The organism is Enterococcus rotai (genome assembly GCF_001465345.1).
In the GTDB taxonomy this organism is placed as follows: domain Bacteria; phylum Bacillota; class Bacilli; order Lactobacillales; family Enterococcaceae; genus Enterococcus_L; species Enterococcus_L rotai.
This window is the reverse complement of record NZ_CP013655.1, coordinates 2,330,689-2,353,317: the sequence shown is the minus strand read 5'-3', so window position 1 is coordinate 2,353,317 and position 22,629 is coordinate 2,330,689. Positions and strand designations below refer to the sequence as shown.

20 protein-coding genes are annotated in these 22,629 nt (G+C 38.6%); 3 read left to right on the top strand and 17 right to left on the bottom strand.

Features of this window, described 5'->3' with window-relative positions:
- Window positions 1-371 precede the first annotated feature (371 nt).
- Entirely contained in the window at window positions 372-1,250 is an 879-nt protein-coding gene (locus ATZ35_RS10950; protein WP_208927265.1) for an ROK family protein, read from the bottom strand.
- 19 nt (window positions 1,251-1,269) lie between these two features.
- On the bottom strand, window positions 1,270-1,560 hold the full coding sequence (gene yidD / locus ATZ35_RS10945; RefSeq protein WP_208927264.1) for a membrane protein insertion efficiency factor YidD: 291 nt from the start codon (window positions 1,558-1,560) through the stop codon (window positions 1,270-1,272).
- Between the two features lie 209 nt (window positions 1,561-1,769).
- Between yidD and ATZ35_RS10940 the strand changes: the two genes are divergently transcribed.
- A complete protein-coding gene (locus ATZ35_RS10940) occupies window positions 1,770-1,919 on the top strand; it encodes an SPJ_0845 family protein (RefSeq protein ID WP_010760747.1) in 150 nt (49 codons plus the stop codon).
- A 46-nt stretch (window positions 1,920-1,965) separates the two neighbouring features.
- Here ATZ35_RS10940 and yihA read toward each other — a convergent pair whose 3' ends face one another.
- Window positions 1,966-2,547 (bottom strand): ribosome biogenesis GTP-binding protein YihA/YsxC, encoded by a 582-nt coding sequence (gene yihA / locus ATZ35_RS10935; protein ID WP_010760746.1) that lies wholly within the window; start codon window positions 2,545-2,547, stop codon window positions 1,966-1,968.
- Between the two features lie 233 nt (window positions 2,548-2,780).
- Window positions 2,781-4,034: an ATP-dependent Clp protease ATP-binding subunit ClpX gene (gene clpX / locus ATZ35_RS10930; protein ID WP_208927263.1), complete on the bottom strand. Its 1,254-nt coding sequence runs from the start codon at window positions 4,032-4,034 to the stop codon at window positions 2,781-2,783.
- 189 nt (window positions 4,035-4,223) lie between these two features.
- Between clpX and ATZ35_RS10925 the strand changes: the two genes are divergently transcribed.
- Entirely contained in the window at window positions 4,224-5,252 is a 1,029-nt protein-coding gene (locus ATZ35_RS10925; protein ID WP_208927262.1) for a lactonase family protein, read from the top strand.
- A 77-nt stretch (window positions 5,253-5,329) separates the two neighbouring features.
- Here the strand turns inward: ATZ35_RS10925 and anmK are convergent, their stop codons facing one another.
- From anmK to ATZ35_RS10860, 13 genes are all read right to left on the bottom strand, one after another.
- Window positions 5,330-6,457: an anhydro-N-acetylmuramic acid kinase AnmK gene (gene anmK, locus ATZ35_RS10920; protein ID WP_208927261.1), complete on the bottom strand. Its 1,128-nt coding sequence runs from the start codon at window positions 6,455-6,457 to the stop codon at window positions 5,330-5,332.
- 33 nt (window positions 6,458-6,490) lie between these two features.
- Window positions 6,491-7,576, bottom strand: a complete 1,086-nt coding sequence (locus tag ATZ35_RS10915) for a DUF871 domain-containing protein (RefSeq protein WP_208927260.1) — start codon at window positions 7,574-7,576, stop codon at window positions 6,491-6,493.
- On the bottom strand, window positions 7,573-7,845 hold the full coding sequence (locus ATZ35_RS10910) for a hypothetical protein (RefSeq protein WP_208927259.1): 273 nt from the start codon (window positions 7,843-7,845) through the stop codon (window positions 7,573-7,575). Before ATZ35_RS10910 ends, ATZ35_RS10915 begins: the two co-directional genes overlap by 4 nt.
- 92 nt (window positions 7,846-7,937) lie before the next feature.
- Complete coding sequence (locus ATZ35_RS10905) at window positions 7,938-9,230, bottom strand: PTS sugar transporter subunit IIC (protein WP_208930473.1); 1,293 nt, start codon at window positions 9,228-9,230, stop codon at window positions 7,938-7,940.
- A gap of 567 nt (window positions 9,231-9,797) precedes the next feature.
- Window positions 9,798-10,160 carry a hypothetical protein gene (locus ATZ35_RS10900; RefSeq protein WP_208927258.1) on the bottom strand — a complete coding sequence of 121 codons (363 nt, stop codon included), beginning with the start codon at window positions 10,158-10,160 and terminating at the stop codon, window positions 9,798-9,800.
- 22 nt (window positions 10,161-10,182) lie between these two features.
- Window positions 10,183-10,389, bottom strand: coding sequence for a hypothetical protein (locus ATZ35_RS10895; RefSeq protein ID WP_208927257.1), 207 nt, complete (start codon window positions 10,387-10,389; stop codon window positions 10,183-10,185).
- A 12-nt stretch (window positions 10,390-10,401) separates the two neighbouring features.
- Window positions 10,402-11,466 (bottom strand): LXG domain-containing protein, encoded by a 1,065-nt coding sequence (locus tag ATZ35_RS16815; protein ID WP_244148153.1) that lies wholly within the window; start codon window positions 11,464-11,466, stop codon window positions 10,402-10,404.
- The gene (locus ATZ35_RS10885) at window positions 11,456-11,830 is read right to left on the bottom strand and encodes a DUF3958 family protein (RefSeq protein WP_208927256.1); all 375 of its coding nucleotides are present in this window, start codon (window positions 11,828-11,830) and stop codon (window positions 11,456-11,458) included. The genes ATZ35_RS16815 and ATZ35_RS10885 overlap by 11 nt, the downstream gene beginning before the upstream one ends.
- Window positions 11,830-12,141 carry a TIGR04197 family type VII secretion effector gene (locus tag ATZ35_RS10880; protein WP_208927255.1) on the bottom strand — a complete coding sequence of 104 codons (312 nt, stop codon included), beginning with the start codon at window positions 12,139-12,141 and terminating at the stop codon, window positions 11,830-11,832. The genes ATZ35_RS10885 and ATZ35_RS10880 overlap by 1 nt, the downstream gene beginning before the upstream one ends.
- 229 nt (window positions 12,142-12,370) lie before the next feature.
- Entirely contained in the window at window positions 12,371-12,832 is a 462-nt protein-coding gene (locus ATZ35_RS10875) for a hypothetical protein (protein ID WP_208927254.1), read from the bottom strand.
- 96 nt (window positions 12,833-12,928) lie between these two features.
- The gene (locus ATZ35_RS10870) at window positions 12,929-13,186 is read right to left on the bottom strand and encodes a helix-turn-helix domain-containing protein (RefSeq protein ID WP_208927253.1); all 258 of its coding nucleotides are present in this window, start codon (window positions 13,184-13,186) and stop codon (window positions 12,929-12,931) included.
- Window positions 13,187-13,472: 286 nt separating this feature from the next.
- Entirely contained in the window at window positions 13,473-13,880 is a 408-nt protein-coding gene (locus tag ATZ35_RS10865) for a hypothetical protein (RefSeq protein ID WP_244148152.1), read from the bottom strand.
- A 207-nt stretch (window positions 13,881-14,087) separates the two neighbouring features.
- The gene (locus tag ATZ35_RS10860) at window positions 14,088-21,170 is read right to left on the bottom strand and encodes an isopeptide-forming domain-containing fimbrial protein (RefSeq protein ID WP_208927251.1); all 7,083 of its coding nucleotides are present in this window, start codon (window positions 21,168-21,170) and stop codon (window positions 14,088-14,090) included.
- Window positions 21,171-22,234: 1,064 nt separating this feature from the next.
- On the opposite strand from ATZ35_RS10860, the gene ATZ35_RS10855 reads away from it, so the two are divergent.
- On the top strand, window positions 22,235-22,543 hold the full coding sequence (locus ATZ35_RS10855; protein WP_069655554.1) for a hypothetical protein: 309 nt from the start codon (window positions 22,235-22,237) through the stop codon (window positions 22,541-22,543).
- Window positions 22,544-22,629 lie beyond the last annotated feature (86 nt).

The following is a 22,629-nucleotide window of genomic DNA, read 5'->3' as shown; positions in this document are numbered from 1 at the left end:
CACAAAAAGCTAGATGATTTTAAAGCTTGATGTGTTGATTAGCTCTGACTGGAAAATAGGAAAAACAGAATGTGGTGCTTTTTACCACAATCAGTTTTTATCTTTTTCCCGAAGAGCTAGCACAAAAAGCTAGATGATTTTAAAGCTGAATGAATTCGTAAAGCCAGATAATTTTCTTCGCATATATAATTATTAAAGAAGTATGTATACAAATATAATCAATAACGAAAGAAATGTCAATGAATTTTCAGAAAATTTCTATAATTCAAATTATTAAGATTCGTCCGTTACTTATAATCCAAGATTTTACTCTCTCTTTTTCGTAAAAAAAACGTCTCCTTGCAATCAGCAATTCGACGTTTTCGATTCGATTATTCATTATTCTTTTGGCTCGTGATAAAATTAGCGGCCGCTCCAATCAGATTGGCATCATTTTCGTATTTACAGGTGACGATTTGCGGGATAAAGTCATTTAATTCAAAATGCGCTAGTTTTTCTTTCATTCGACGATTGATTTCATCTAACAATCCTTCTTTAGCAGAAACACCGCCACCCAAAACAATCATCTCTGGATCAAGTGAAAATTGAATGCTAAACAGGCCTTGGGTTAAGTACTCATAAAAGAGATTGACTTCTTCTTTAGCCAATTCATCCCCATTTTCTGCTAAACGAAAAACATCTTCTCCAGTAAAGGTTTCTTTCTCGACGCCTTTTCGTTCGCAATAACGCCACGCCATTTGTACCGCAGTTCCCAACTTACTAAAGGTTTCTCCTTCACTTAGATACATCAAACCAAATTCGCCGCCATAAAGATGGGCGCCTTTAGCGATTTGCCCATTATGAAAAATTGCCCCACCGATTCCAGTACCAACAACAACAAAAGCAACTTCTTTTTTCCCTTTTGCTGCTCCTTCATAAATTTCAGCCATGCCAGCACAATTTGCATCGTTTTCAATTGTAACAGGCAGGTTAAATAGTTCTTCCAGTTCTTTAAAAATGTTAAAGCGGTGGATATACGGAATTGCTGAAATACCATTGATCATTCGTTTTTCAACATCAACCACACCTGGCGCACTGAATGCTACCCCTTCAAACTCTTGCGCCATTCCTACAAATACAGCTAATAAGGACGCTTTCATTTCTTCCCATGTTTTAGGAGTAGTGAATTTCCCTTTGTCGGTCATTTCTTTTCCATTCCAAACCCCATATTTTACTGCTGAACCACCAAAATCAAATGCCAAAATCGCCATGTTTGCTGCCCGCCTTCATCTATTTATTATGTTTGTTTCTTCTATAATTATAGGGACCATGATATTCTTGGTCCGGATTTCTTTTTAAGCTAAATTTCAACGGTACATAATCGATTCCGCCTTTGGTCAACGGATGACATCTTAAAAATCTCGCTGTTCCCATCGTTATGCCTTTAATACTGCCATGTGTTTGAATCGCATCGATCATATATTGTGAACACGTTGGGTGATAGCGGCAACTAGCTGGAAGCCCTGGTGAAATGAAACGCTGATAGCCACGCACCATTCCTACAAAAATATTTCCTGCCATTTCGTCCCTCTTTTCTCTATTCGAAAAAACTATACCTTGTTTTATAATCGAATGCAAGCTTACAAATTTAAAGTAAAAACATTTTTATAAAAATTAGTAATGGTTGAAAAAGAAAACTATTCAAATTTCTAAAAGGATGCTAAACTAGAGAAAAGTAGTTGTACAAAACAACTTCCACACAATCTAAATCGAAATGGAGCTTATCAACGATGGGTTTGAAATTTGAAAGTACAAATGACTTAGATAAATTATTCGATTCTTTTGCACTAGATCCTAAAAAAGTAGAAATGCCAAAAGAAGAACTAGAAAAACAAGCAGCAAAAGCACAACAAAAAGAAGCGAAGAAAAAAGAAAAATAAAAAAATAGTGTTGACGTCTGTAAAAAGAGGTCAACACTATTTTCTATTATAAATATTTCTCAATCGCTTGCCACGCCTCTTCTTTACCTTCTTTGGTTTGCGAAGAGAACAGAATAAAATCATCTGATTTATCGAAATTCAAGGCTTTCTTGATCACACTCTCATGTTTATTCCATTTACCACGAGGAATTTTATCTTTCTTCGTAGCTACAACGATTACTGGAATGTCATAGTATTTTAAAAACTCATACATTTGAATATCTTCTTGTGTCGGTGCATGACGTAAATCAACTAAAGAAACAACTGCTTTTAGTTGTTCTCTTGTTGTCATGTAGGTTTCGATCATCTCGCCCCATTTAGCTCGTTCTGTCTTCGACACTTTGGCATAACCATATCCAGGTACATCGACAAAATGCAAGGCGTCTTCAATTAGGTAAAAATTTAATGTTTGTGTCTTACCTGGTTTCCCAGAAGTTCTAGCTAAATTTTTACGGTTGATCAACGTATTGATAAAGGATGATTTTCCGACATTTGAGCGACCTGCTAAAGCAATTTCTGGAAGTTCTGTTTCCGGATACTGCTTAGGTGAAACCGCACTAATAATAATTTCTGCGTTATGAACATTCATAGTTCTAACCTCCTTCGTTTAAAAGCGGAACAAGCCGTTTAGCTCTGACAGAAAAATAGGAAAATAAGAATAAGGTGCTTTTTACCTTATTCCTATTTTATCTTTTTTCCGAAGAGCTGGCTTGTGCAGCTAGATAAGTTACAAAGCTGAACGAACTCGCAAAGCTAAATAACGTTGTTGTATAAAATCAGTAAAAAAGTAGAGACGCATCTCTACTTTTTGTCTTTTTATCCTTAACCAGCTTTTTTATCTTTTTTATTATACACAATTGCTGGTTTTCCTGTACCTTCAACGGCCATTTCGGTAATGATCACTTTTTCGATTGTATCATCTGACGGCACATCAAACATGACATCCATCATGATTTCTTCAATGATTGAACGTAGACCACGAGCACCTGTATTACGCTCGATTGCTTTATTGGCAATCGCACGAAGAGCCTCCTCATCAAATTCTAGTTCTGTGTCATCTAAAGATAATAATTTTTGATATTGTTTGACTAGTGCATTTTTAGGTTCAGTCAAGATCCGAACTAAATCATCTGTCGTCAACTTCTCTAAAGCAGCTGTGACTGGTAAGCGTCCAATAAATTCAGGAATCAAACCGAATTTCAACAAATCTTCTGGAATGATTTGTTGCATTACGCTTTCGTCTTCACTCAACTTGCTGTTTTTTGTACCGAAACCGATTGTTTTTTCGCCTAAGCGGTTTTTAACCATGTTTTCGATCCCGTCAAAGGCTCCTCCAACGATGAACAAGACATTCGTTGTATCGATTTGGATAAATTCTTGGTGTGGATGCTTACGCCCGCCTTGTGGTGGTACGCTAGCGACTGTTCCTTCCAAAATTTTAAGCAAGGCTTGTTGTACGCCTTCACCTGAGACATCTCTTGTGATCGAAACATTTTCGCTCTTACGGGCAATTTTGTCGATCTCATCAATATAGATAATGCCTTTTTCAGCACGTTCTACATTGAAATCAGCTGATTGTAACAGTTTCAATAGAATATTTTCTACGTCTTCTCCTACATAGCCTGCTTCAGTCAAGCTTGTTGCATCTGCAATTGCAAATGGTACATTCAATGTTCTAGCCAATGTTTGGGCTAAAAATGTTTTCCCAGAACCTGTTGGGCCAATTAAACAAATATTGCTCTTTTGTAATTCTACCTCTTCAGAGCTTGAATTTTCTGATTGATTTACACGTTTATAGTGATTATAGACAGCCACTGCTAGTGAGCGCTTTGCCTGATCTTGTCCAATTACATATTCGTTTAAGACATCCAATATTTCTTGAGGTTTTGGGACATCCGTTAATTCACGTACGGCTTCATCGTAAAATTCTTCATCAATAATCTCTTTACATAAGTCGATACATTCATTACAAATATAGACACCTGGTCCTGCAACGATTTTTTTCACTTCTTCTTGTGTTTTACCACAAAATGAACAGCGAACTGCACCATTGTTGCTATTTGTATTATCGTACATGCGTGTCACCCCTCTAAAATTAAAAATGACTGTCGTTACAGTCTTAAAATATAATAGCATAAATCAAGTGAAAATGCGAACATTGGATTTGGAAAGATTTGCTAAATAAAGGAATTCTTATGGTATACTAAAAGAGTTAAATCAATTGCTGATTCTTAGTAGCATTCAGTAAAAAATGGAGGGAATTTCATGCTGGAACAAATTTTATTAGGGACGTATACACGTCGAGAAAGTAAAGGGATTTATCAGACTACGTTAGATACAGAAAATGGAACACTTTCTGATGCCACTTTATTAGTAGAAGAAACAAGCCCAACCTACTTAGCGTTAAATCAAACAGGCGACTTATTCAATGTCACTTCAGTTGATGGTGAAGGTGGTATGGCTGCTTATAAACACAATAATGGACACTTTGATTTATTAAATAAAGTCACTGAAGCCGGCGCTCCTCCATGTTATGTAGCGCTTGATGAAGAAAAACAACTGGTTTTTGGTGCCAATTATCACCAAGGAATCGTTCATGTTTATCGTATTTTAGCCGATGGACAATTAGAACATACGGATAAGATCGTTCATGATGAACCAACTGGACCGCATGAAAATCAAGACAATGCCCATGTGCATTATACAGACTTAACGCCAGATCGTCGTTTAGTAGTCTGTGACCTTGGGACTGATCGCGTATACACATATGACGTCAGTGAAGCTGGCAAATTATCTGAAGTTGCTCAATATGTAGCTGAACCTGGAACTGGCCCTCGTCATTTAGTCTTCCATCCAAATAATCAATTTGCTTATCTGTTTGGTGAGTTAGATAGTACTGTGACAGTTTTAGCTTATAATGCAGCTGATGGTTCTTTTGAGCAAGTTCAAAAAGTATCCACTTTACCTGTTGGGTTCAATGAATTTAACGGTGGGGCTGCGATTCGTATTTCTGCGGATGGACGTTTTGTTTACGCATCAAACCGCGGACATGATTCGATTGCTGTTTTTGCAACAACGGAAGACGGCAGTAAAGTTGACCGTATTCAATTGATTTCAACAGAAGGTGAAATCCCTAGAGATTTTGATTTAGATCCAACAGGTAAATTTGCTGTTGCAGCGAATCAAAATACGGATAATTTGACCCTTTATCGTCGTGATGAAGCGACAGGTCTTTTGGAAATGATTCAAAAAGATGTTTACGCACCTGAGTGTGTCTGTGTTTATTTTAAATAGAATTATAAAACGAGCGGTGCAAAATCCTAATTATTTTGCACCACTCGTTTTTTTAATTTCTATTATTAACCACTTATTTAATAGTAGGTGATACTCCCTAAGGGCACAGCTTTTTCCGCACCGGTAGCACTTGGAACATTGCCGGGACAATGCTGTAAGGTTTGATTGGCTAAAACCGCCATCGCAATCGCCTCTTTGGCTTCTGAAGAATAACCAATTTCCTCTTGAATCATCACTTTGACTTCTGGAAGCTCTGCTTTGATCATTGCAATCAAGGTTTGATTGTAACTCCCCCCGCCACCAACAATCAGTTCCGTTTCACCTTGAATAAAAGGTTGAACAGCTTTGGCAATGGTTTTAGCAGTAAACATTGTCGCAGTTGCAATAAAATCTTTTGGGACAAGTGACCATTTTTCAAGCAGGGCTGTCGTAAATTGTTTACCAAAATCTTCTCGTCCAGTTGTTTTCGGATAAGGTTTTTGAATATAAGGATGAGCCAGTAACTCTTCTAACAACGCTTGGCTGACTTTGCCTTGACTAGCATAAGTTCCATTTTCATCATACGCTTGATTGAAGAAATACAAGCATAGTTCATTCATGATGACATTGCCCGGTCCAGTGTCAAATGCAATCATATCGTTTATGTTTCCTGATTTTGGAATCACTGTTACATTTCCGATGCCACCAATATTTTGCAACAATCTAGTTGTATTTGGCTTTTGATATAACACGTATTCTGAATATGGAACAATTGGTGCGCCTTGACCGCCAACTGCCATATCCCGCTCTCTAAAATTCGAAACCACCGTTGTTTTTGTTCGCTCACAAATCACTGCCGGATCTCCAATTTGAAATGTCGAGGCGTAAAGAGTATCTCGAGCAAAAGGAATATGAAAAATAGTCTGACCATGACTGCCGATAAAAGCAAGATCCGTCGAAGCAATCCCAGCTTGCTTACAAATAGCTAAGGTTGCTTGGGCAAAGCATTCTCCTAATTCAATATTCAAGGAACAAATTTTTTCTACATCCGAACTTTCAAGTGACAGTGCTTCACGAATTCGCCGCAAAGTTCCCTCACTAAAGGGTACCGTTAAAAAGTCGATCAGTTTAACGGCGGTCGTTTCATTTTTACCAGAAATTTCTACTAATGCGGCATCGATGCCATCTAATGATGTTCCTGACATTAAACCTATTGCATAAACCATCTGTTTCTCCTCTATTCTATTTTTTAATCCAATTTAGACTTCATGGAAGGCAAATTTTTGCCATGGTCTAAGGTACGATAATAAGATCTGATCAGCTGCGGTAACTTGGCCTACTACATTGGATTTCCCAGCATTTTCCATTGGTAATAATGCGACTTGCAGTTCTCCAGCGTAATGAGCATATAGTGAGGTTTCAATAATAATATCGCCAGTATCCATGTTGACTGTATTAAAAGGGATGAACTCATGACCTTTGTATTTTACACGACTTTGCGTTGAACGGATCACATAATCAGAGATATCCCCACGATTAAAGTGAAACTCTTCTAAAATAATTTTTCTTTCTAGTGCTGGAGTGTTTGGATTGATCACACAATCAAGCGTTAAACGATATGGGTCTATTTCACTCAATGCTTTTAACTCTGCTTCTGAGGCGAAGGCATTGGCAATGATCACATCATCGATCACATTTGTCGCCCATAAATGTTTGGCTTGAGTGGTGATTGGCCAAGTTCGGTGCATTTCTAAGGTACATAAACCTTCTTCTACTGGCCACGGCCCAATCATTGCCGTGGGAGAATTAATAAATGCGGCCGTCCGAATCCCATGTTCTTTATAGACTTCTGATGTTGCAATAAAATGGTCATAATTCAATCCTGTGTAGCGGTGCGGATAAAAATTATGGCAACCCAATAATTTATCTGAGTTTGCTTGATAGCTTAGAATATTTTCCAAATATCGAGTACCTGAACTAATGTTTAATTCGATTGCTAAATCTTGGGGATTAAACGTCATGATCGATTCTTCATTTCCTGTAAACCCCATGTCTAAGCGAATTCCGTCCGCTCCGATTTCTTTAAAAAATGATAAATCATCATAACTGATGCCTAATGCTCCAAACACTTTAGGACTCACATCTGCAATAACTTCCATCCCTAATGATTTCCCATGAGCAATCGTTTCTGTAAATTCTTTGACAATCTGATCTTTGCCTGCTTCAACCGATAATAGACAAGTAAAGACACGCTTAAAATTATATTTCGCTGCTAAATCCAGATAGTCTTTGATTTCTGCTACACTACTATGATTTGGGTAAACTGAAATCCCTAATTTTCTCATTGACTCGACCCCTTTTTAGTTTGTTCAGCTAATAATCGACTACTTTCAAAAAAGATAACAGCTAATAAACCGCTGATGCCAAAAATCGCTTGTTTGATCATTTCCGGCATAGTTGGAAATAAAAGCGTTGGAATCAACGCAATCAAAAAGACCGAACAGCCAATCAACCAACGATTAGGTAATAAATCCTTCTTTTTTAAATAGTGGGTCATCATCAACCCTACCACGATGAATAGCACACTTGTGACCATAAATACTACTTTCGTCATTCTATTCGTCTCCTCGTATCAAATGAAATGACGAAACGAAAATGTAGTAACAAAGATTTTCGTTTCGTTCATTTTTATCTGATCAACCGTCTTTAGTTGCTGACAGCATGTTCTTTTTCTAATTCATTGTTATCGTAGATCATCACAAATGGATAATAGATCACGACAGAAATAATGATCAGGACAACACTTAAAACTGCTGCACGCCAATCGCCACCTGTTGCTAAATAGGCGCCAATCGGTCCAGGTAATGTCCAAGGTGCCGTAAAGATCACACGATTAACCAAACCAAACTGAGTGACAAACCAAGCAATCGTTGCAGTCACCATTGGTGTTAAAATAAACGGAATGATCAAAATCGGATTCAATACGATTGGTGTTCCAAAAATCAACGGTTCATTGATATTGAAAATCGCTGGTGCTAACGTTGCTTTCCCTAATTTTGAAGCAAATTGAGATTTTGTTTTAAATGCTAATAATAGCGCTAACCCAATTGTACAACCTGATCCACCGATCCAGACAAACCATTGATAAAAAGGCTCTGCCGCAATATTTGGTAGTTCTTTACCAGCTGCCATTGCCGCAGTGTTTCCATCCAATAATTGCAACCACAACGGTCTTGCTAACGACCCAACGATTGATACACCATGAATCCCGAATGACCAAAAGAAGGTAATCATAAAGATCAAGAATAAGACACTTGGCAAACTATCTGCTGCGCTTACTAAAGGGCTTACAATTTTAGAAATCGTTGAATGCCAATCGAAGCCAATAAAGTACGTTAATGTAGAAATCCCTAAAATAACAATCAACGTTGGTGTTAACGTTTCAAACGATCTCGCTACAGCAGGTGGTACTTGTTCTGGCATCGTGATTTTGAATTTTGATTTATCCGTTAAACGATAAATTTCAACAGCCAAAATCGACGTGATAATCCCAACAAACATTCCGCCGCCACCTAAATTAGCCATTGGCAATACAAATCCTGCTGTTCCAGCTGCATCTAATGCTTCTGCTGGAATATTGACTGGAACAAATGTCAATAGAAACGCGATCGTTGCTAAAATCCCGCCTGAAATGACGTCCAAATTATATGTTTTCGATAAACTTGCACCGATCCCAAATGTTGCATACAAGGTCATGATGTACATCGTCATACGATAAGGTAATAAAATAGTTGCCACATTTGATGTTAAAAACTGCGTGATTCCCCAATCTGCCGGTAATGGTGGAAAGGCAATGATCAAGAAAAATGAACCGATGATGATCAACGGTAACGTCGCAATGATCCCATCTCTGATTGCACGTAAATGACGCTGATTCGCCAATTTTGCCATGGGACCTGCTAAATGTTCTTCGATAAACTCAGTAAACTTCTTCAATATTCTCATCTCCTATTTTACATTGAACTGATATAAAAGCCCTTACAAAAACAATCAAAAAAATTTGAAAAAAATCGACATAATTGCCTGAAGCTACTTATTTGACCCACCAAACTAAACAATGCCTACGAATCTATCTACATCAATTAAAAACGATCATCCCTCCTGCTAGCCCATTTTTTCGTTTTTATCGTTAGTGAAGTGAATAATGCGAATCGATAATTAGCTATTTCTTCTATCGACAACCCCATCATACAGTTAACGAATCTTTTTTTCAACATTTTTATCTGAAAAACGAAATAAAATTTCAATAAACAAACGAACATACCGAAAAAAGTACATCTAAACATTCCAAAAGATTAAAATAAATTAAAACGCAATCCTTTTAATTGAAATTAAATTCCTAAATATGAACGAAAATATGTAACGAATCAAAATCGTGGATGCAAGATAATCAACTGACCAGTTCTTTGGTTTTGAAACATTTTAAGAAATGGTTAAAAGACCAGCAACCGTGACAATGGCTGCTGGTCTTGATTTTTTATTGAGAAGAGTACTGTGATAGAGCGTTTATTCTATCTCGTCTTTTATTCCTTTTTCTTGAAGAAACTGTTTTTTTATTTCTAAATATTCATCGACTGCTTCTTCGATTTTCCTTTGACAAACTGATTGCCATTTTTTAATTAATTCTTCTCTAACAGCTTCATAATTTTCCGTTTCTGGTTCAATATCCATCTCCCCGCCAAACCCAGCAAAGTCTTCTAAAGTATGTACAATGCCATTTTTCCCTGCATACGCAAGTTCATAGTCTGCATAAGTAAAACTAATTCCACTACTCACTAAATCTTCAAACGTATTACTGTCATCTAGTACTTTTTCTAGATTCAAATTATCTTCAAAATACATTTCTAACAATACATGCTTCATTCTCATATTATGTTTACTTCCTCTTTTCTCAGTATTTATGTCCAGTAATGACATCTTTAAGTTTTATATTACCATTTTTATCCTTTTCATATATTACTCTACCTCCGCCACGATTTACACCAGTTCCTTTCCCTCTAATATCAATGGCACGTTCTCCTTTTCGGTCTCCTTTTAGCCCATGATCATGTAATCCCGTACTATCACCATTTTTCAACTTATCTAATGCTTTATCCAAAGCCTTTTTCTGCTATGGTGATAATTTTTTTATCTTTCTTTCTACATTTTTAGGTATTTCAATTTCAATTTTTTTTGTTCCTTGCCGAGATGGTGCATTTTTTATCTGGTCTATAATCCCTTTTCCCACGACAATAGCAACGGCTCCACCTACCGTTACCTTCGCAGCTTTAATTAGATTTTCTAAGATTGGTGCGCCGGGAATCGCCAACGGAGCAACATTACGCACAATTTTTGGTTGTGTTACTTTATATTGATCTCTCTTCAAAAAGCCTTTGCACTGATCCAGTATTCCGTATAATTCAGGTTTCTCTCCTGGATAAATCCACTTTCCATTTTTCTTAATAAACCATGTTTTAGTTTTACCATAATCGATACAAACTATTTCATAACCATCCAATTTCCCAATTTCTTTTTGCATCTCTGCTTGTCTAACCGCATTAATCTTCTTCTGACGTTTATCCCAATTATTCCCAATCGGTTTCGTCCAAAACAAATTGACCCTACCTAAATCAAACGTCCCTGATGTTGGATCCCATGCCGCCCCTTTTTCTACCTCTGCCAAGCCGGCCTCCAAATTAGCCAGCTGTGCTTCAAAATCAGCAAATAAGTTCGGTGAACTTGCGTTAAATTCATACAGTTTCTGCAACTTCTCTTCATTCTTTTGAATTGAACTTTGCACGCCCATATAGCGTTGTTCCGTACGTTGGTTAGACTCTTTTTCCTTATCCATTGTACGTGCTATATTTTGGAGTAGCGCTTGTCCTTGAGTGATTTCGGCTTTTAGTTGCTCCTCGATCACATCACAAGTATCTACCTCTGATTGAAACTCCTCAGGAAATTTACTGTGAGCTTCGACTAAGGCCTCACATGCTAGTATAAACCCACTTGCTAACGATGGGTAGACTGCTGAGAAATAAAGTTTCGCTGAATCGTAGGTTTTACTGGAGAGTGGTGCACTCATAAACGCATTAACACTATCTATCAGTGTGCCGCAAAATTGGCTATACTCGTTAGCCATTTGCTTAGCAGCAGCGCTTTGTGACTTCACTTCGCCAACATAAAAATCAATAGCCATAGCGATTGTCCTCCGTTTCCTGCTCTCCAGAAAACAGCTGCATCCTCTCAGCGTATAATTCATCTTCTTTGTCTCTAAGCTGTACTTCTTCGTTGACCAAATGTTCGGCCATTTCTTCCAATCGTTGGCGCTCGTATTGATGTAAACGATTCGCCTCTTCATCTAATTCTATAAAATGACCGACAAGCCTAGAGCCTTGATTATTACCGATCAGGTCTTGATAATAACGTTGTTCTTGTTGGTGGATCGAAAAATAATCCGCTTCCAACTCTTCTAATTCTCGAATTTCACGACGCTTTTCCTCTTGATCAATGCCTACTTGTCGTAATTGTTGGTTGATTTTTAATTCTTTTGCTTCACTCATTACCGCCTGTCACCTCCAAAATTTGGAGAAAACATGGGTAAGTCAAACCCTTTTTTAATTTTTTGATCAATTTGGCTAAATTCTTGTGCCACTGAATGAATAGCATTTCCATCACGAGCGATCGCATTTGACATGCGTTGCCCACAACTGTGCAGACTGGTTAAACTATTCTTAGCATTACTATTTCCACTAACGGTGGTTCGTTCTGCTTTGGTCATTGCTTCATTCACAGATGCAAAACCACTAGCCGCTTGACTAAACTGCGCTGAAACGCCTCCTGCCACAGTTAGACTGCTTTTGATTCCTGACATTTTACAAACCCCTTTGCCCTGTTTTTAACACCCCTATATCTAAAAACTCCTCAACATCCATTTTGCCACATTTACATGCCTTATAGTTATCAATTATTTCTTTGTGCTGTAAAAAAATTGCAAATATAATCCTTAAAATTGTTTTTTTGTAATATACAATAAAAAAACAGGTTTATTACTTAATTAAAGTAATAAATCTGTTTTTGAAAATACTCTATCAAATTAATTATTAAAACTCTAAGCCATCCATCATTCCTTTTAAAGCTAGTAAATTACTTTCACCGGCATAAAAACCTAAATATATATTTAGCACGCTAAACTGATTTGAATCAATTTGCCATTTTTTATTATTTTTTTTGAACTTTAAGTTTAATATAACAGGATCTTTCTTTACTGAAATCGTCTCAATTTGACGAGAAAATAGTTGATGTAGGTAACCAGCTTTATCTTCTATTTTCACTTCTTTTGATTTTTGCACTTCCAGTTTTAATTGCTTCAAAAATGTGGATAGATCCATTCCATAAACCTGAATTTTGTATTCTTTCATTTTTTTTTGCTCTTTTATCAACTCCGAAGTATAATGTGCTTTTTCTTTAAGTTTCTGATGGTATTGCTTAGATAACGTATCTAAATCAGCTTGACTTAATCCAGTATCTTGCACAATTTCTTGTTGCACCAAACGATCGATCAATAACTGGACAACTAGAGCAATATGTTGATAACGTTCTAACTATGTTTCTCTATAAATACTCTTTTATTTTTTCCAAATGAAAGTTTTTTGTACATATTAAGCGAAAAACTTTAATGAACTTCCATAAATAAGGCTTTGAACTTTTCTATTTTGAAGTTGTTTTTTTATGAATAAGAACTCCTCTAGCGAAACATTTAAGCGTTCTAAAATATTAAAAAAATTCTTTACCGTCATATCAGATTGACCATTTGTGATTCTATAGTAATGGGCTCGTGACATAACTTCCCCAATCAAAGATTTGATTGGGATATTCTTATTTTGTCTAATCAACTCAATCGTACTGCCTATATCCATTTATAGCTCCTTTCGTCTCTTATACGCAACATCAAATGCTTTTATCTGCCCCCCTTATGTATGATGTGAACTAGATGGGAGGAATTAAGAATGAATTGGGTTGTAATTATTTTTTGAGGTACTTGTTTGGTGTTGGTATGCACGTTCAGATTAGCAGTCTAAGCTATTAAAACGGCTTAGACTTTTTATCGTTTAATTCTATCATTAAAAATTATTTAATCAATATATACAAAAAGAATTCCACGAAAAACCTGTTGACATTTTCTCGACAGGTTTTCTATTTTTATTATGATTTTACATACGTTACTTTATTCCCCAACTCACTTGCTGCAAACTGATTGACTTCAAAAAAGACTTTGATCATTTTTTCATTCTTTAAGCGAATTACAATATGGGGGGATTTTCTGAATGAGATAAAACTTGAGCCAATCCCTGATAGATTCCAATTGCTCGTAATCGTGAAATAGCGAATCTCTTCGTACATCAACACTTTCTTACGATTAAAATGAACCAGCTCCAAGCCATTTTCATACAAATACAAGCCATCTTTTCTAAAGACAAATTGAAAAATCGCTAATATTGTAAAAACAGTTCCGATTACTAAACCAATCTGAATTCCTAATTGATCTGTATCGCCAAAAATAATAAATCCATACACTACGATTGCTGGTACTAAAAAAAATAACCCCAACAAGATTCCTCTCCGATATGCATCGGAATATAACCGTCCCAACTCCATTTTTTCTCCTTTTTTTGCTTTATTTGTACCTCTTTTATCGTATCATTTTTAGATAGTCAGAAAAAGAACGAATTTGTTGACATACCAATCTATTTAAGAAGAGCAGGGAAAACTTAAAAGTAAGCTTTCCTCTGCTCTTTTTCATCAAGTTAATGATAATAGTTAATTTCTATCTTTTTTTCTTTGCTCCACATTTACCAACAAAACAGTCGCTAACATCGCAAACCCGATAAATAATACGGAATTTGAGACTGTTTCTCCTGCCTTTGGAAGATCTGGTTTCCCTGGAACTTCTTTTTCTGGCACGATAGGTACTTCGGGTTTATCCGGTGGATTGATGTGATCATCCACAGTCGCTATGTTTTTGATTTGTTTTCCTATAGCGGCTTCTTTATTGATTTTGACTCTAAACACTATAGAACGGGGTTTCGTGTCGCTGATTGTTGGATATTCAGCGATTACTTTTCCATCTTTTACCGTTAAGCTTGTTGGTTTTGGTTCGTCGCCTTCACTTTTCACGCTGTTTTCTACATAGGTCAACCCCTTTGGTAGATCATCTGTGACTGTGACTTGATTCAAGAGACCATTTTTTACTGTATTGCGGAAACTGATGCGGTATTCGACTTCTTCACCAATTGTCACTTTTTGTTTAGTAACTGTTTTGCTACTTTCTAGTTTTCCTACAGGTTGTTCTGGTGTCACTGGTACTTCTGGCTCGTCTGGCGGGTTCGTGTGATCATCGATTTTCGCTTTATTGATGATTGGTTGACCAGAGATGGCTTCTTTGTTGACTTTCACTTTGAAGGTAATCGAACGGGTTTTGGTATCACTGATTGTTGAATATTCAGCAATCACCTTTCCGTCTTTCACCGTTAAACTTGTTGGTTTGGGATCGTCCCCTTCACTTTTCACGCTGTTTTCTACGTAGGTCAACCCTTTTGGTAAATTGTCTGTGACTGTGACTTGGCTCAAGAGACCATTTTTTACTGTATTGCGGAAACTGATGCGGTATTCAAGCTCTTCACCGATTTTAACGGTCTTTTTATTGACTGTTTTCTCGCTTTCTAGTTTCCCTAGCGGTTGTTCTGGTGTCACGGGTACTTCTGGTTCATCGGGCGGATTCGTGTGATCATCGATTTTCGCTTTATTGATGATCGGTTGACCAACCACTGCTTCTTCGTTAACCGTCACTTTGAACACGATAGAACGGGTTTTGGTATCGCTGATTGTTGGGTATTCAGCAGTTAGTTTACCGTTTTTTACCGTTAAGCTTGTCGGTTTTGGCTCATCGCCCTCACTTTTCACACTGTTTTCTACATAGGTTACGCCCTTTGGTAGGGTATCCGTGACGGTGACTTGGTTTAAGATACCATTAGTGATTTTGTTACGGAAGGTGATACGATATTCAATTTCTTCACCGATTTTTGGTGCTTGGTTATTGACTGTTTTCGTACTTTCTAATTCCCCTGGTGTTTCCGCTGGTGTCACGGGAACTTCTGGCTCATCGGGTGGATTTGTGTGGTCATCGATTTTGGCTTTGTTGATGATTGGTTCTCCAACTACGGCTTCTTCGTTGACTGTTACTTTGAATACGATGGAACGTGTTTTGGTATCGCTGATTGTTGGGTATTCTGCGACTAGTTTGCCATTTGTCATCGTTAAGCTTGTCGGCTTTGGATCGTCCCCTTCACTGGTTAAACTACCTTCCACATACGTTACACCTTTTGGTAACACATCGGTGATGGTGACTTGGTTTAAAACACCCTTTGCTATTTTGTTATTGAAATTGATTCGATATTCGATTTCTTCCCCAATTTTCGGTGCTTGGTTATTAACTGTTTTCGTACTTTCTAATTCGCCAGGGGTTTCTACTGGTGTCACTGGGACTTCTGGTTCATCTGGCGGATTTGTGTGATCATCGATTTTCGCTTTATTGATGATCGGCTGTCCGATAACGGCTTCTTCGTTGACGGTCACTTTGAATACGATTGAACGAATGTTAGTGTCGGTGATTTTCGGGTATTCCGCGATCAACTGGCCATTTGTTATGGTTAAGCTTGTTGGTTTGGGATCATCGCCTTCACTCGTTAAGCTACCTTCTACATATGTTACTCCTTTTGGTAGAGTATCGGTGACTGTGACTTGGTTTAGGACACCATTCGGGATTTTATTGTTGAAATGAATTCGATATTCGATTTCATCTCCGATTTTTGGTGATTGATTGTTCACCGTTTTCGTACTTTCTAGTTCTCCTGGTGTTTCGACTGGTGTTACAGGTACTTCTGGTTCGTTCGGTGGATTGGTGTGATCGTCGATTTTGGCTTTGTTTACGATTGGTTCACCGACTTTTGCTTCTTCGTTTACTTTGACTTTAAAGACTATCGAACGGGTTTTGTTGTCACTGATTTTTGGGTATTCAGCGACTAGTTTGCCATTTTCCACCGTTAAACTTGTTGGTTTTGGCTCATCACCTTCGCTTGTCAGACTGCCTTCTACATATGTTACGCCTTTTGGTAGGGTATCTGTGACTGTGACTTGGTTTAAGACACCATTTGTGACGTTGTTGCGGAAGGTAATACGGTATTCAATTTCATCCCCGATTTTTGGTGCTTGATCATTTACTGATTTTGTGACGTCTAATTGTCCCGGTGTTTCGACTGGGACAACTGGAATTTCAGGCTCATCTGGCGGATTGACATGATCATCCACGGTGATTTTATTCACGATTTTTTGCCCGACGATGGCTTCTTCGTTGACTTTGACTTTAAAGACAATCGTTCGTACTGTTGTGTCTTGGATTTTCGGGTATTCCGCAACGACTTTGCCATTCGCCATTGTTAAACTCGTTGGCTGCGGATCAGCACCTTCGCTAGTTAAGCTGCCTTCTACATAGGTCATGCCTTTTGGTAAACTATCCGTCACTGTGACTTGATTTAAGACACCATTCGGAATTTTATTACGGAAAGACAAACGATATTCCACTTCGTCCCCAATTTTCGGTGATTGGTTATTTACCGATTTAGTGCTTTCTAATTCACCGGGCGTTTCGACTGGTGTGACGGGCACTTCGGGTTCATCCGGTGGATTGGTGTGATCATCGATGATCGCTTGATTGACGATTGGTTGTCCGACTACCGCTTCTTCGTTCACGCGGACTTTGAACACAACAGAGCGGACGGTATTGTCGTCGATTTTTGGGTATTCAGCGGTCATTTTGCCATTTTCCATGATCAAGCTTGTTGGCATCGGATCAGCGCCTTCACTGGTTAGGCTACCTTCTACATAGGTCAACCCTTTTGGTAATGTGTCGGTCACAGTGACTTGATCGATCACACCATTCGTGACTTTGTTACGGAAACTAATACGGTATTCGATTTCATCTCCGATTTTTGGTGCTTGATGATTGACTGATTTCGTTACGTCTAATTGTCCCGGTGTTACAACGGGTGTGACGGGCACTTCTGGTTCGTCAGGCGGATTGGTATGATCATCAACTTTCGCTTTATTGACGATCGGTTGTCCGACTACCGCTTCCGCATTTACGGTGACTTTGAAACTAATCGTTCGTATGGTTGTATCCTTGATTTCAGGATATTCAGCGACTAATTTTCCGTTTTCCATCGTTAAACTTGTGGGCTGTGGATCAGCGCCTTCACTGGTCAAACTTCCTTCTACATAGGTTAAGCCTTTTGGTAAGGTGTCGGTCACGGTGACTTGGTTTAGGACACCGTTTGTGATTTTATTACGGAATGTAATGCGATACTCAATTTCGTCACCGATTTTCGGTGCTTGATTATTCACTGATTTGCTACTTTCCAATTCGCCTGGTGTGATGACTGGCACAATCGGTACTTCTGGTTCATCGGGCGGATTGGTGTGATCATCGATTTTGGCTTTATTGACGATTGCTTCGCCAATTTTCGCTTCATCGTTAACCTTGACTTTGAAAACGATTGAACGGACTTTGGTGTCATTGATCATACCGTATTCAGCAGTCAATTGACCATTTTCCATGGTTAAGCTTGTTGGCTTTGGATCGTCTCCTTCACTGGTCAAACTACCTTCTACATAGGTTACGCCTTTTGGCAAAGTATCCGTTACGGTAACTTGGTTTAAAACACCGTTCGTGATTTTATTTCGGAATGTGATACGGTATTCGACTTCGTCCCCAATTTTTGGTGCTTGATCATTGACGGATTTGGTGACATCTAATCGTCCAGGTGTTTCAACAGGTGTGACTGGAATTTCTGGTTCATCGGGCGGATTAACATGGTCATCTACAGTTATCTTGTTTACGATTTTTTGCCCAACAATAGCTTCTTCATTGACTTTGACTTTAAAGACAATGGTTCGTACTGTGGTATCTTGAATTTTTGGGTACTCTGCAACGACTTTGCCGTCAGTCATGGTTAGACTTGTCGGTTGCGGATCAGCGCCTTCGCTGGTTAAACTGCCGTCGACATAGGTCATGCCTTTTGGTAAATTATCCGTCACTGTGACTTGATTTAAGACACCATTCGGAATTTTATTACGGAAAGACAAACGATATTCGACTTCGTCCCCAATTTTTGGTGATTGATTGTTGACGGATTTGGTACTTTCTAATTCTCCTGGTGTTTCTGTTGGTGTCACTGGGACTTCTGGTTCATCGGGCGGATTCGTGTGATCATCGATTTTGGCTTTGTTGATGATCGGTTGTCCGACTACCGCTTCTTCATTGACACGAACTTTAAAGGAAATAGCGCGTGTTTCTGTGTCGGCGATTTTTGGGTATTCAGCGGTTACTTGGCCATTGACAACCGTTAATGCGGTTGGTTTGGGATCAGGCCCTGCACTTGTAACGCTGTCTTCAATATACGTTAAGCCTTTTGGTAAGGTATCGGTCACGGTTACTTGGTTTAAAATACCCTTTGGTACGGTGTTTTTAAATTGAATCGTGTATTCTATTTCGTCGCCGATTTTTGGCGATTGATTGTTGACGGATTTTGAGCTTTCTAGTTTGCCGACCAGTTCTTCTGGGGCGATTTTTACCTCTACGATATTGGATGTGTTCTCGATCATCGTATTTGTGGCAGAATCTACCCCTTGGAATGTGGCACTATTTGGAATCAGTTCTTCTCCTTTGGCTGTATCATTGATTTTTGCTTGAAATTCATAGACTGTTTCCGCGGTCGTTCCTTTGTAGCTACCGCCTTGTGTAGCGTTGGCGCCCTCTCCTACACGAAACGTGATTGCACGATCGGCTGCTGTGTATTCGCCCTGGTCATCGCCTGTGGCATCTGTTTTATTGCCAGCATTTGGACCACTTACGATGGATAAGCTGTCGGGTACATAATCTAAACGGCTATCTAATTGGTCTTTAGAAAGACTGTTGACCGCTTCTGTGTTTTCTTTGGTATTTTTGAGATGGACACGATAGGTTACGGTGTCCCCGATTTTATACGTTTCTTTTGGATTTATAATTTCTTTGGTGACTTCAAGTTCGGGTGTTTCCGCATTGATTGAAAAACCGATCGCGTTGGTTGAGTAATCATCTCCGCTACTGGTTGTTTTAAAGTTGATTTGTTTCTGACTGTTAGTGATAATCCCTTCTGGTAAGGTCAAACGATCGACATCGATATCTAAAAAGTTGGGAAAGCCAGGATTAAATTGACCCGGATATTTATCCACCATGTGTTGATCGTTATCTGAAACGGTTCCGTTCATGACATTACCGACTGGGTTGATTGTATTGCTGATATTGACCCAAGTTCCTGCACTATTTTGGATTTGAGCATTGTCACCTGTGAAAAATTTATCGCCTTGAACGGTAAACCACGTCACGATTGGGTTTAATTTTCCTTGTTTAGAGGTTAAAAAGTCTTTCATGACAAATTCATTGTTGGTTCCAGCTTTGTTCCCTCTAGCGCCATAATAGACATTGAAGGCACGGGATCGTTTGGCTTGGTCTTTGGTCACGATAAATAAACTCCAACCACTGAAGTTGAAACTTTGAAATTTGCCTTGTAGGAAATCGGTCATCGGAATATCTGCTAATGTGTATGCACCAGTCGCACTTTTATCCCCTTGAAGGATCGAGGTCACATCGGCAAAGTTAGAAAAGCCCGTATTATTAAACCCAAAACCTTGCCCAGGATTAGTAGCATCTTGGTCAATTCGATGATATCTTTGTGGCGCAACACGGGTTACTGTTCCATTTGGCGTGGTTAATTGAACGGGGGCGCTGATTTCATCATCGGTCATATTCGTCGCAGTTGCTGGACCTTTAAAACGGGATGCACTCCAAAATAAGCCTGCCCATGCGACTTCTTTGGCACCATCTAAATCGATGTAGGCTTTACTTGAGTTATAGGTCGTTGGATCGCCATCGACATCCGCAAATTTCAACTGAAAATTATTGATTGCTTGACCACTACTTGGGGCTCTGGTATTCAAAAAAGCGCTCGCTGTCGCTTCGTTTACAGGGGTTAAGTTGGTATTTCCTGTAGAGAATAATTCTCCTTTGTGGATGCTTTTATAAATTGGTTTATCAAAGCCGCGGCCTGGCGTTGGCGCAATTCTTGGTCCGATTGGTTGTACTCTTGGTGCAGCTTGATTGTTTTCTTCTGAGGTCGTTGCTACTGAGTCTTCTGGTGTAGCAGTTGTTGGCTCTTCTGATTGAGATTCTGCTACTTCTGAGTCAGATTCTTTTTCTTGTAATGATGTATTGCTCGGTTCTTGTTCATTCTTTGGCAGTGTTAGTGTGATGTCTCCTACTTTTTCATCTGCCTGATTTATTTCAACAGCAAACTGATAGATTGATTCGTCTGTTTGCTCGGCACTGATTGTCAGATGTTTGGTGGTATGAGGTTGGATCGTGGTGATGGTTAGTTCTGTCCCCTCACCTTGGTTTTCTTTTTGGTCAAACTGGATCGTTTGATCGTAGGGCGCCACCAATTGGTCGTCGCTTTTTAGGGTTGTTGCGTCGAATTTTACTGGTGAGTCATTTTGGTTCTTTTGTTTTAGAACTACGTGATCGATTGGTTGATCGCTTTTGTTCGTTACTTCGTAGTTTACGTCGATTAATTTGTTGTTCGTTTCATTTTTCTTAGTGTCTGCTTTGATGTATAAGGATTCTGAGTCGAATGTATTTTCATCTGGTTTGGTCAGTCCTTCTGCAAACACACTGGCGGCGGGTAACAAGTTGGCAATCACCAACATCAAAACGGCTAAATAATTCAGGGAAATTCTGTGCACTTTATTCATTTATATCTTACCTCCTATACTTTTACTATAGTATGGCTAAATAAATAATTCAAAAATATCGGGCTGAACTATTAGTTTTTTCTCATAGCTGGAGTTCGGGCTTTTTTGGGTGAATATTGGTTGAAGAGGAAAAAGTTTTTTGGTTATTTTATCTTATATATAAGGGCGCTGTTTTTGGTGTTATTTAATGGGTTGAAATGCCGAATTTCGTTGCGGTGGGGGGTGTCTTTCGGTATAATAAAATGTGTAGGATAGAAATAAGGATCATTGATCATTTGAGGTCAATGGATTTGAAAAAGATAAATAAAAATTGGCACTTCAATCGTTCGGCGGCAACCTTACGATCGAAGCCTTGTAAAGACAGTACTAGCTGTCCAAACAAGTTGCCAATAGTGCTAGCAACATGTACTAGCTTCTTTATTGTACCTAAAATAGGTTGGGATTTCTAGGGAATCTTTGCTTTTTCTTGGTATGATTGGTTGTTGTGTATGTGGTATTAGACTATTGTCGACGGTATTGGGCATCTGCTCAATGCCGTTTTTTTCTGTCCTACGAGTATGTTTGAAGGGAGGGACGTTTTAAGAATCGATGAAAAACTGGATAAAACAAAAAGGCACTTCACCGTTTGGCGGCAACCGAACGATGAAGCCTTGCATAGACATCTACTAGCTATCTATACAAGTTGCCAATTTGCTAGCACCGAAGCACTAGCTTCTTTATTGTACCTAATTTTCTTTTGAAATTCTAGTTGGTTTTGTTAATTTCTTGGGATTAAGGGTGGTTTAGGAGTGAATTGTGGGGTTGGTTTGGCTGATTGATGACGGTATTGACAGGTTCGGTATCGTTTTTTGTTTTACTCTGGGAGAAGGCGTTATGAATACAGCAAGGCTTTGAAAGTCCTTTGTAGCGCTGGGTTATGGGTTTGTCTCGTCAATGCGTATATAGAAAGAATCGCTGAAGCACGAAATTCAGTGAAAAAATTGGTGGGAGAAGTTCGATTTGGGCTTGGGTTTCGTTTGGCGCTTATTGGCTTTTCTCCACCTTATTTGAAGGAGATCAGGAGAATGGATAAACAAGGACAGAATTTAAAGGCGGTTACGTATCAGGATATTATTGAGTTGCGGGATTTTATGGAAAAGATGGCTTCTTGGCAGGAGCCTTTGGCGATTTTGGATCATTTTTTTCAATTTCGGTCTGGGCCGATTAATAAGAAACGGATTGTGAAGGAGTATTATGCGCGGGCGCAGATGTTTCATGCTTTTTATGAGGATTATAATCGGTTGATTGAGTTGGGGGATGAATTGGTGATGGAGATGGTTAGGGCTGAGAAGGTTGAGACTGGGTTTGAGGGGAAGAAAATGAATTTGGAATAGATTGCGTATGTTATAAAAGAGGATGGAGATGATCCATCCTCTGAATTAAATTGCCTACCTAGCATATTTGGTATTCCTTACATATA

Excerpts from the sequence above, each read along its gene's own strand:
- ATZ35_RS10870 (WP_208927253.1), bottom strand. The coding sequence starts at position 13,186 with ATGGATATAGGCAGTACGATTGAGTTGATTAGACAAAATAAGAATATC.
- ATZ35_RS10925 (WP_208927262.1), top strand. The coding sequence starts at position 4,224 with ATGCTGGAACAAATTTTATTAGGGACGTATACACGTCGAGAAAGTAAA.
- ATZ35_RS10860 (WP_208927251.1), bottom strand. The coding sequence starts at position 21,170 with ATGAATAAAGTGCACAGAATTTCCCTGAATTATTTAGCCGTTTTGATG.
- ATZ35_RS10940 (WP_010760747.1), top strand. The coding sequence starts at position 1,770 with ATGGGTTTGAAATTTGAAAGTACAAATGACTTAGATAAATTATTCGAT.
- ATZ35_RS10855 (WP_069655554.1), top strand. The coding sequence starts at position 22,235 with ATGGATAAACAAGGACAGAATTTAAAGGCGGTTACGTATCAGGATATT.
- ATZ35_RS10900 (WP_208927258.1), bottom strand. The coding sequence starts at position 10,160 with ATGAGAATGAAGCATGTATTGTTAGAAATGTATTTTGAAGATAATTTG.
- ATZ35_RS16815 (WP_244148153.1), bottom strand. The coding sequence starts at position 11,466 with ATGGCTATTGATTTTTATGTTGGCGAAGTGAAGTCACAAAGCGCTGCT.
- ATZ35_RS10915 (WP_208927260.1), bottom strand. The coding sequence starts at position 7,576 with ATGAGAAAATTAGGGATTTCAGTTTACCCAAATCATAGTAGTGTAGCA.
- clpX (WP_208927263.1), bottom strand. The coding sequence starts at position 4,034 with ATGTACGATAATACAAATAGCAACAATGGTGCAGTTCGCTGTTCATTT.
- yidD (WP_208927264.1), bottom strand. The coding sequence starts at position 1,560 with ATGGCAGGAAATATTTTTGTAGGAATGGTGCGTGGCTATCAGCGTTTC.
- ATZ35_RS10880 (WP_208927255.1), bottom strand. The coding sequence starts at position 12,141 with ATGTCAGGAATCAAAAGCAGTCTAACTGTGGCAGGAGGCGTTTCAGCG.
- yihA (WP_010760746.1), bottom strand. The coding sequence starts at position 2,547 with ATGAATGTTCATAACGCAGAAATTATTATTAGTGCGGTTTCACCTAAG.
- ATZ35_RS10950 (WP_208927265.1), bottom strand. The coding sequence starts at position 1,250 with ATGGCGATTTTGGCATTTGATTTTGGTGGTTCAGCAGTAAAATATGGG.
- ATZ35_RS10910 (WP_208927259.1), bottom strand. The coding sequence starts at position 7,845 with ATGACGAAAGTAGTATTTATGGTCACAAGTGTGCTATTCATCGTGGTA.
- ATZ35_RS10885 (WP_208927256.1), bottom strand. The coding sequence starts at position 11,830 with ATGAGTGAAGCAAAAGAATTAAAAATCAACCAACAATTACGACAAGTA.
- anmK (WP_208927261.1), bottom strand. The coding sequence starts at position 6,457 with ATGGTTTATGCAATAGGTTTAATGTCAGGAACATCATTAGATGGCATC.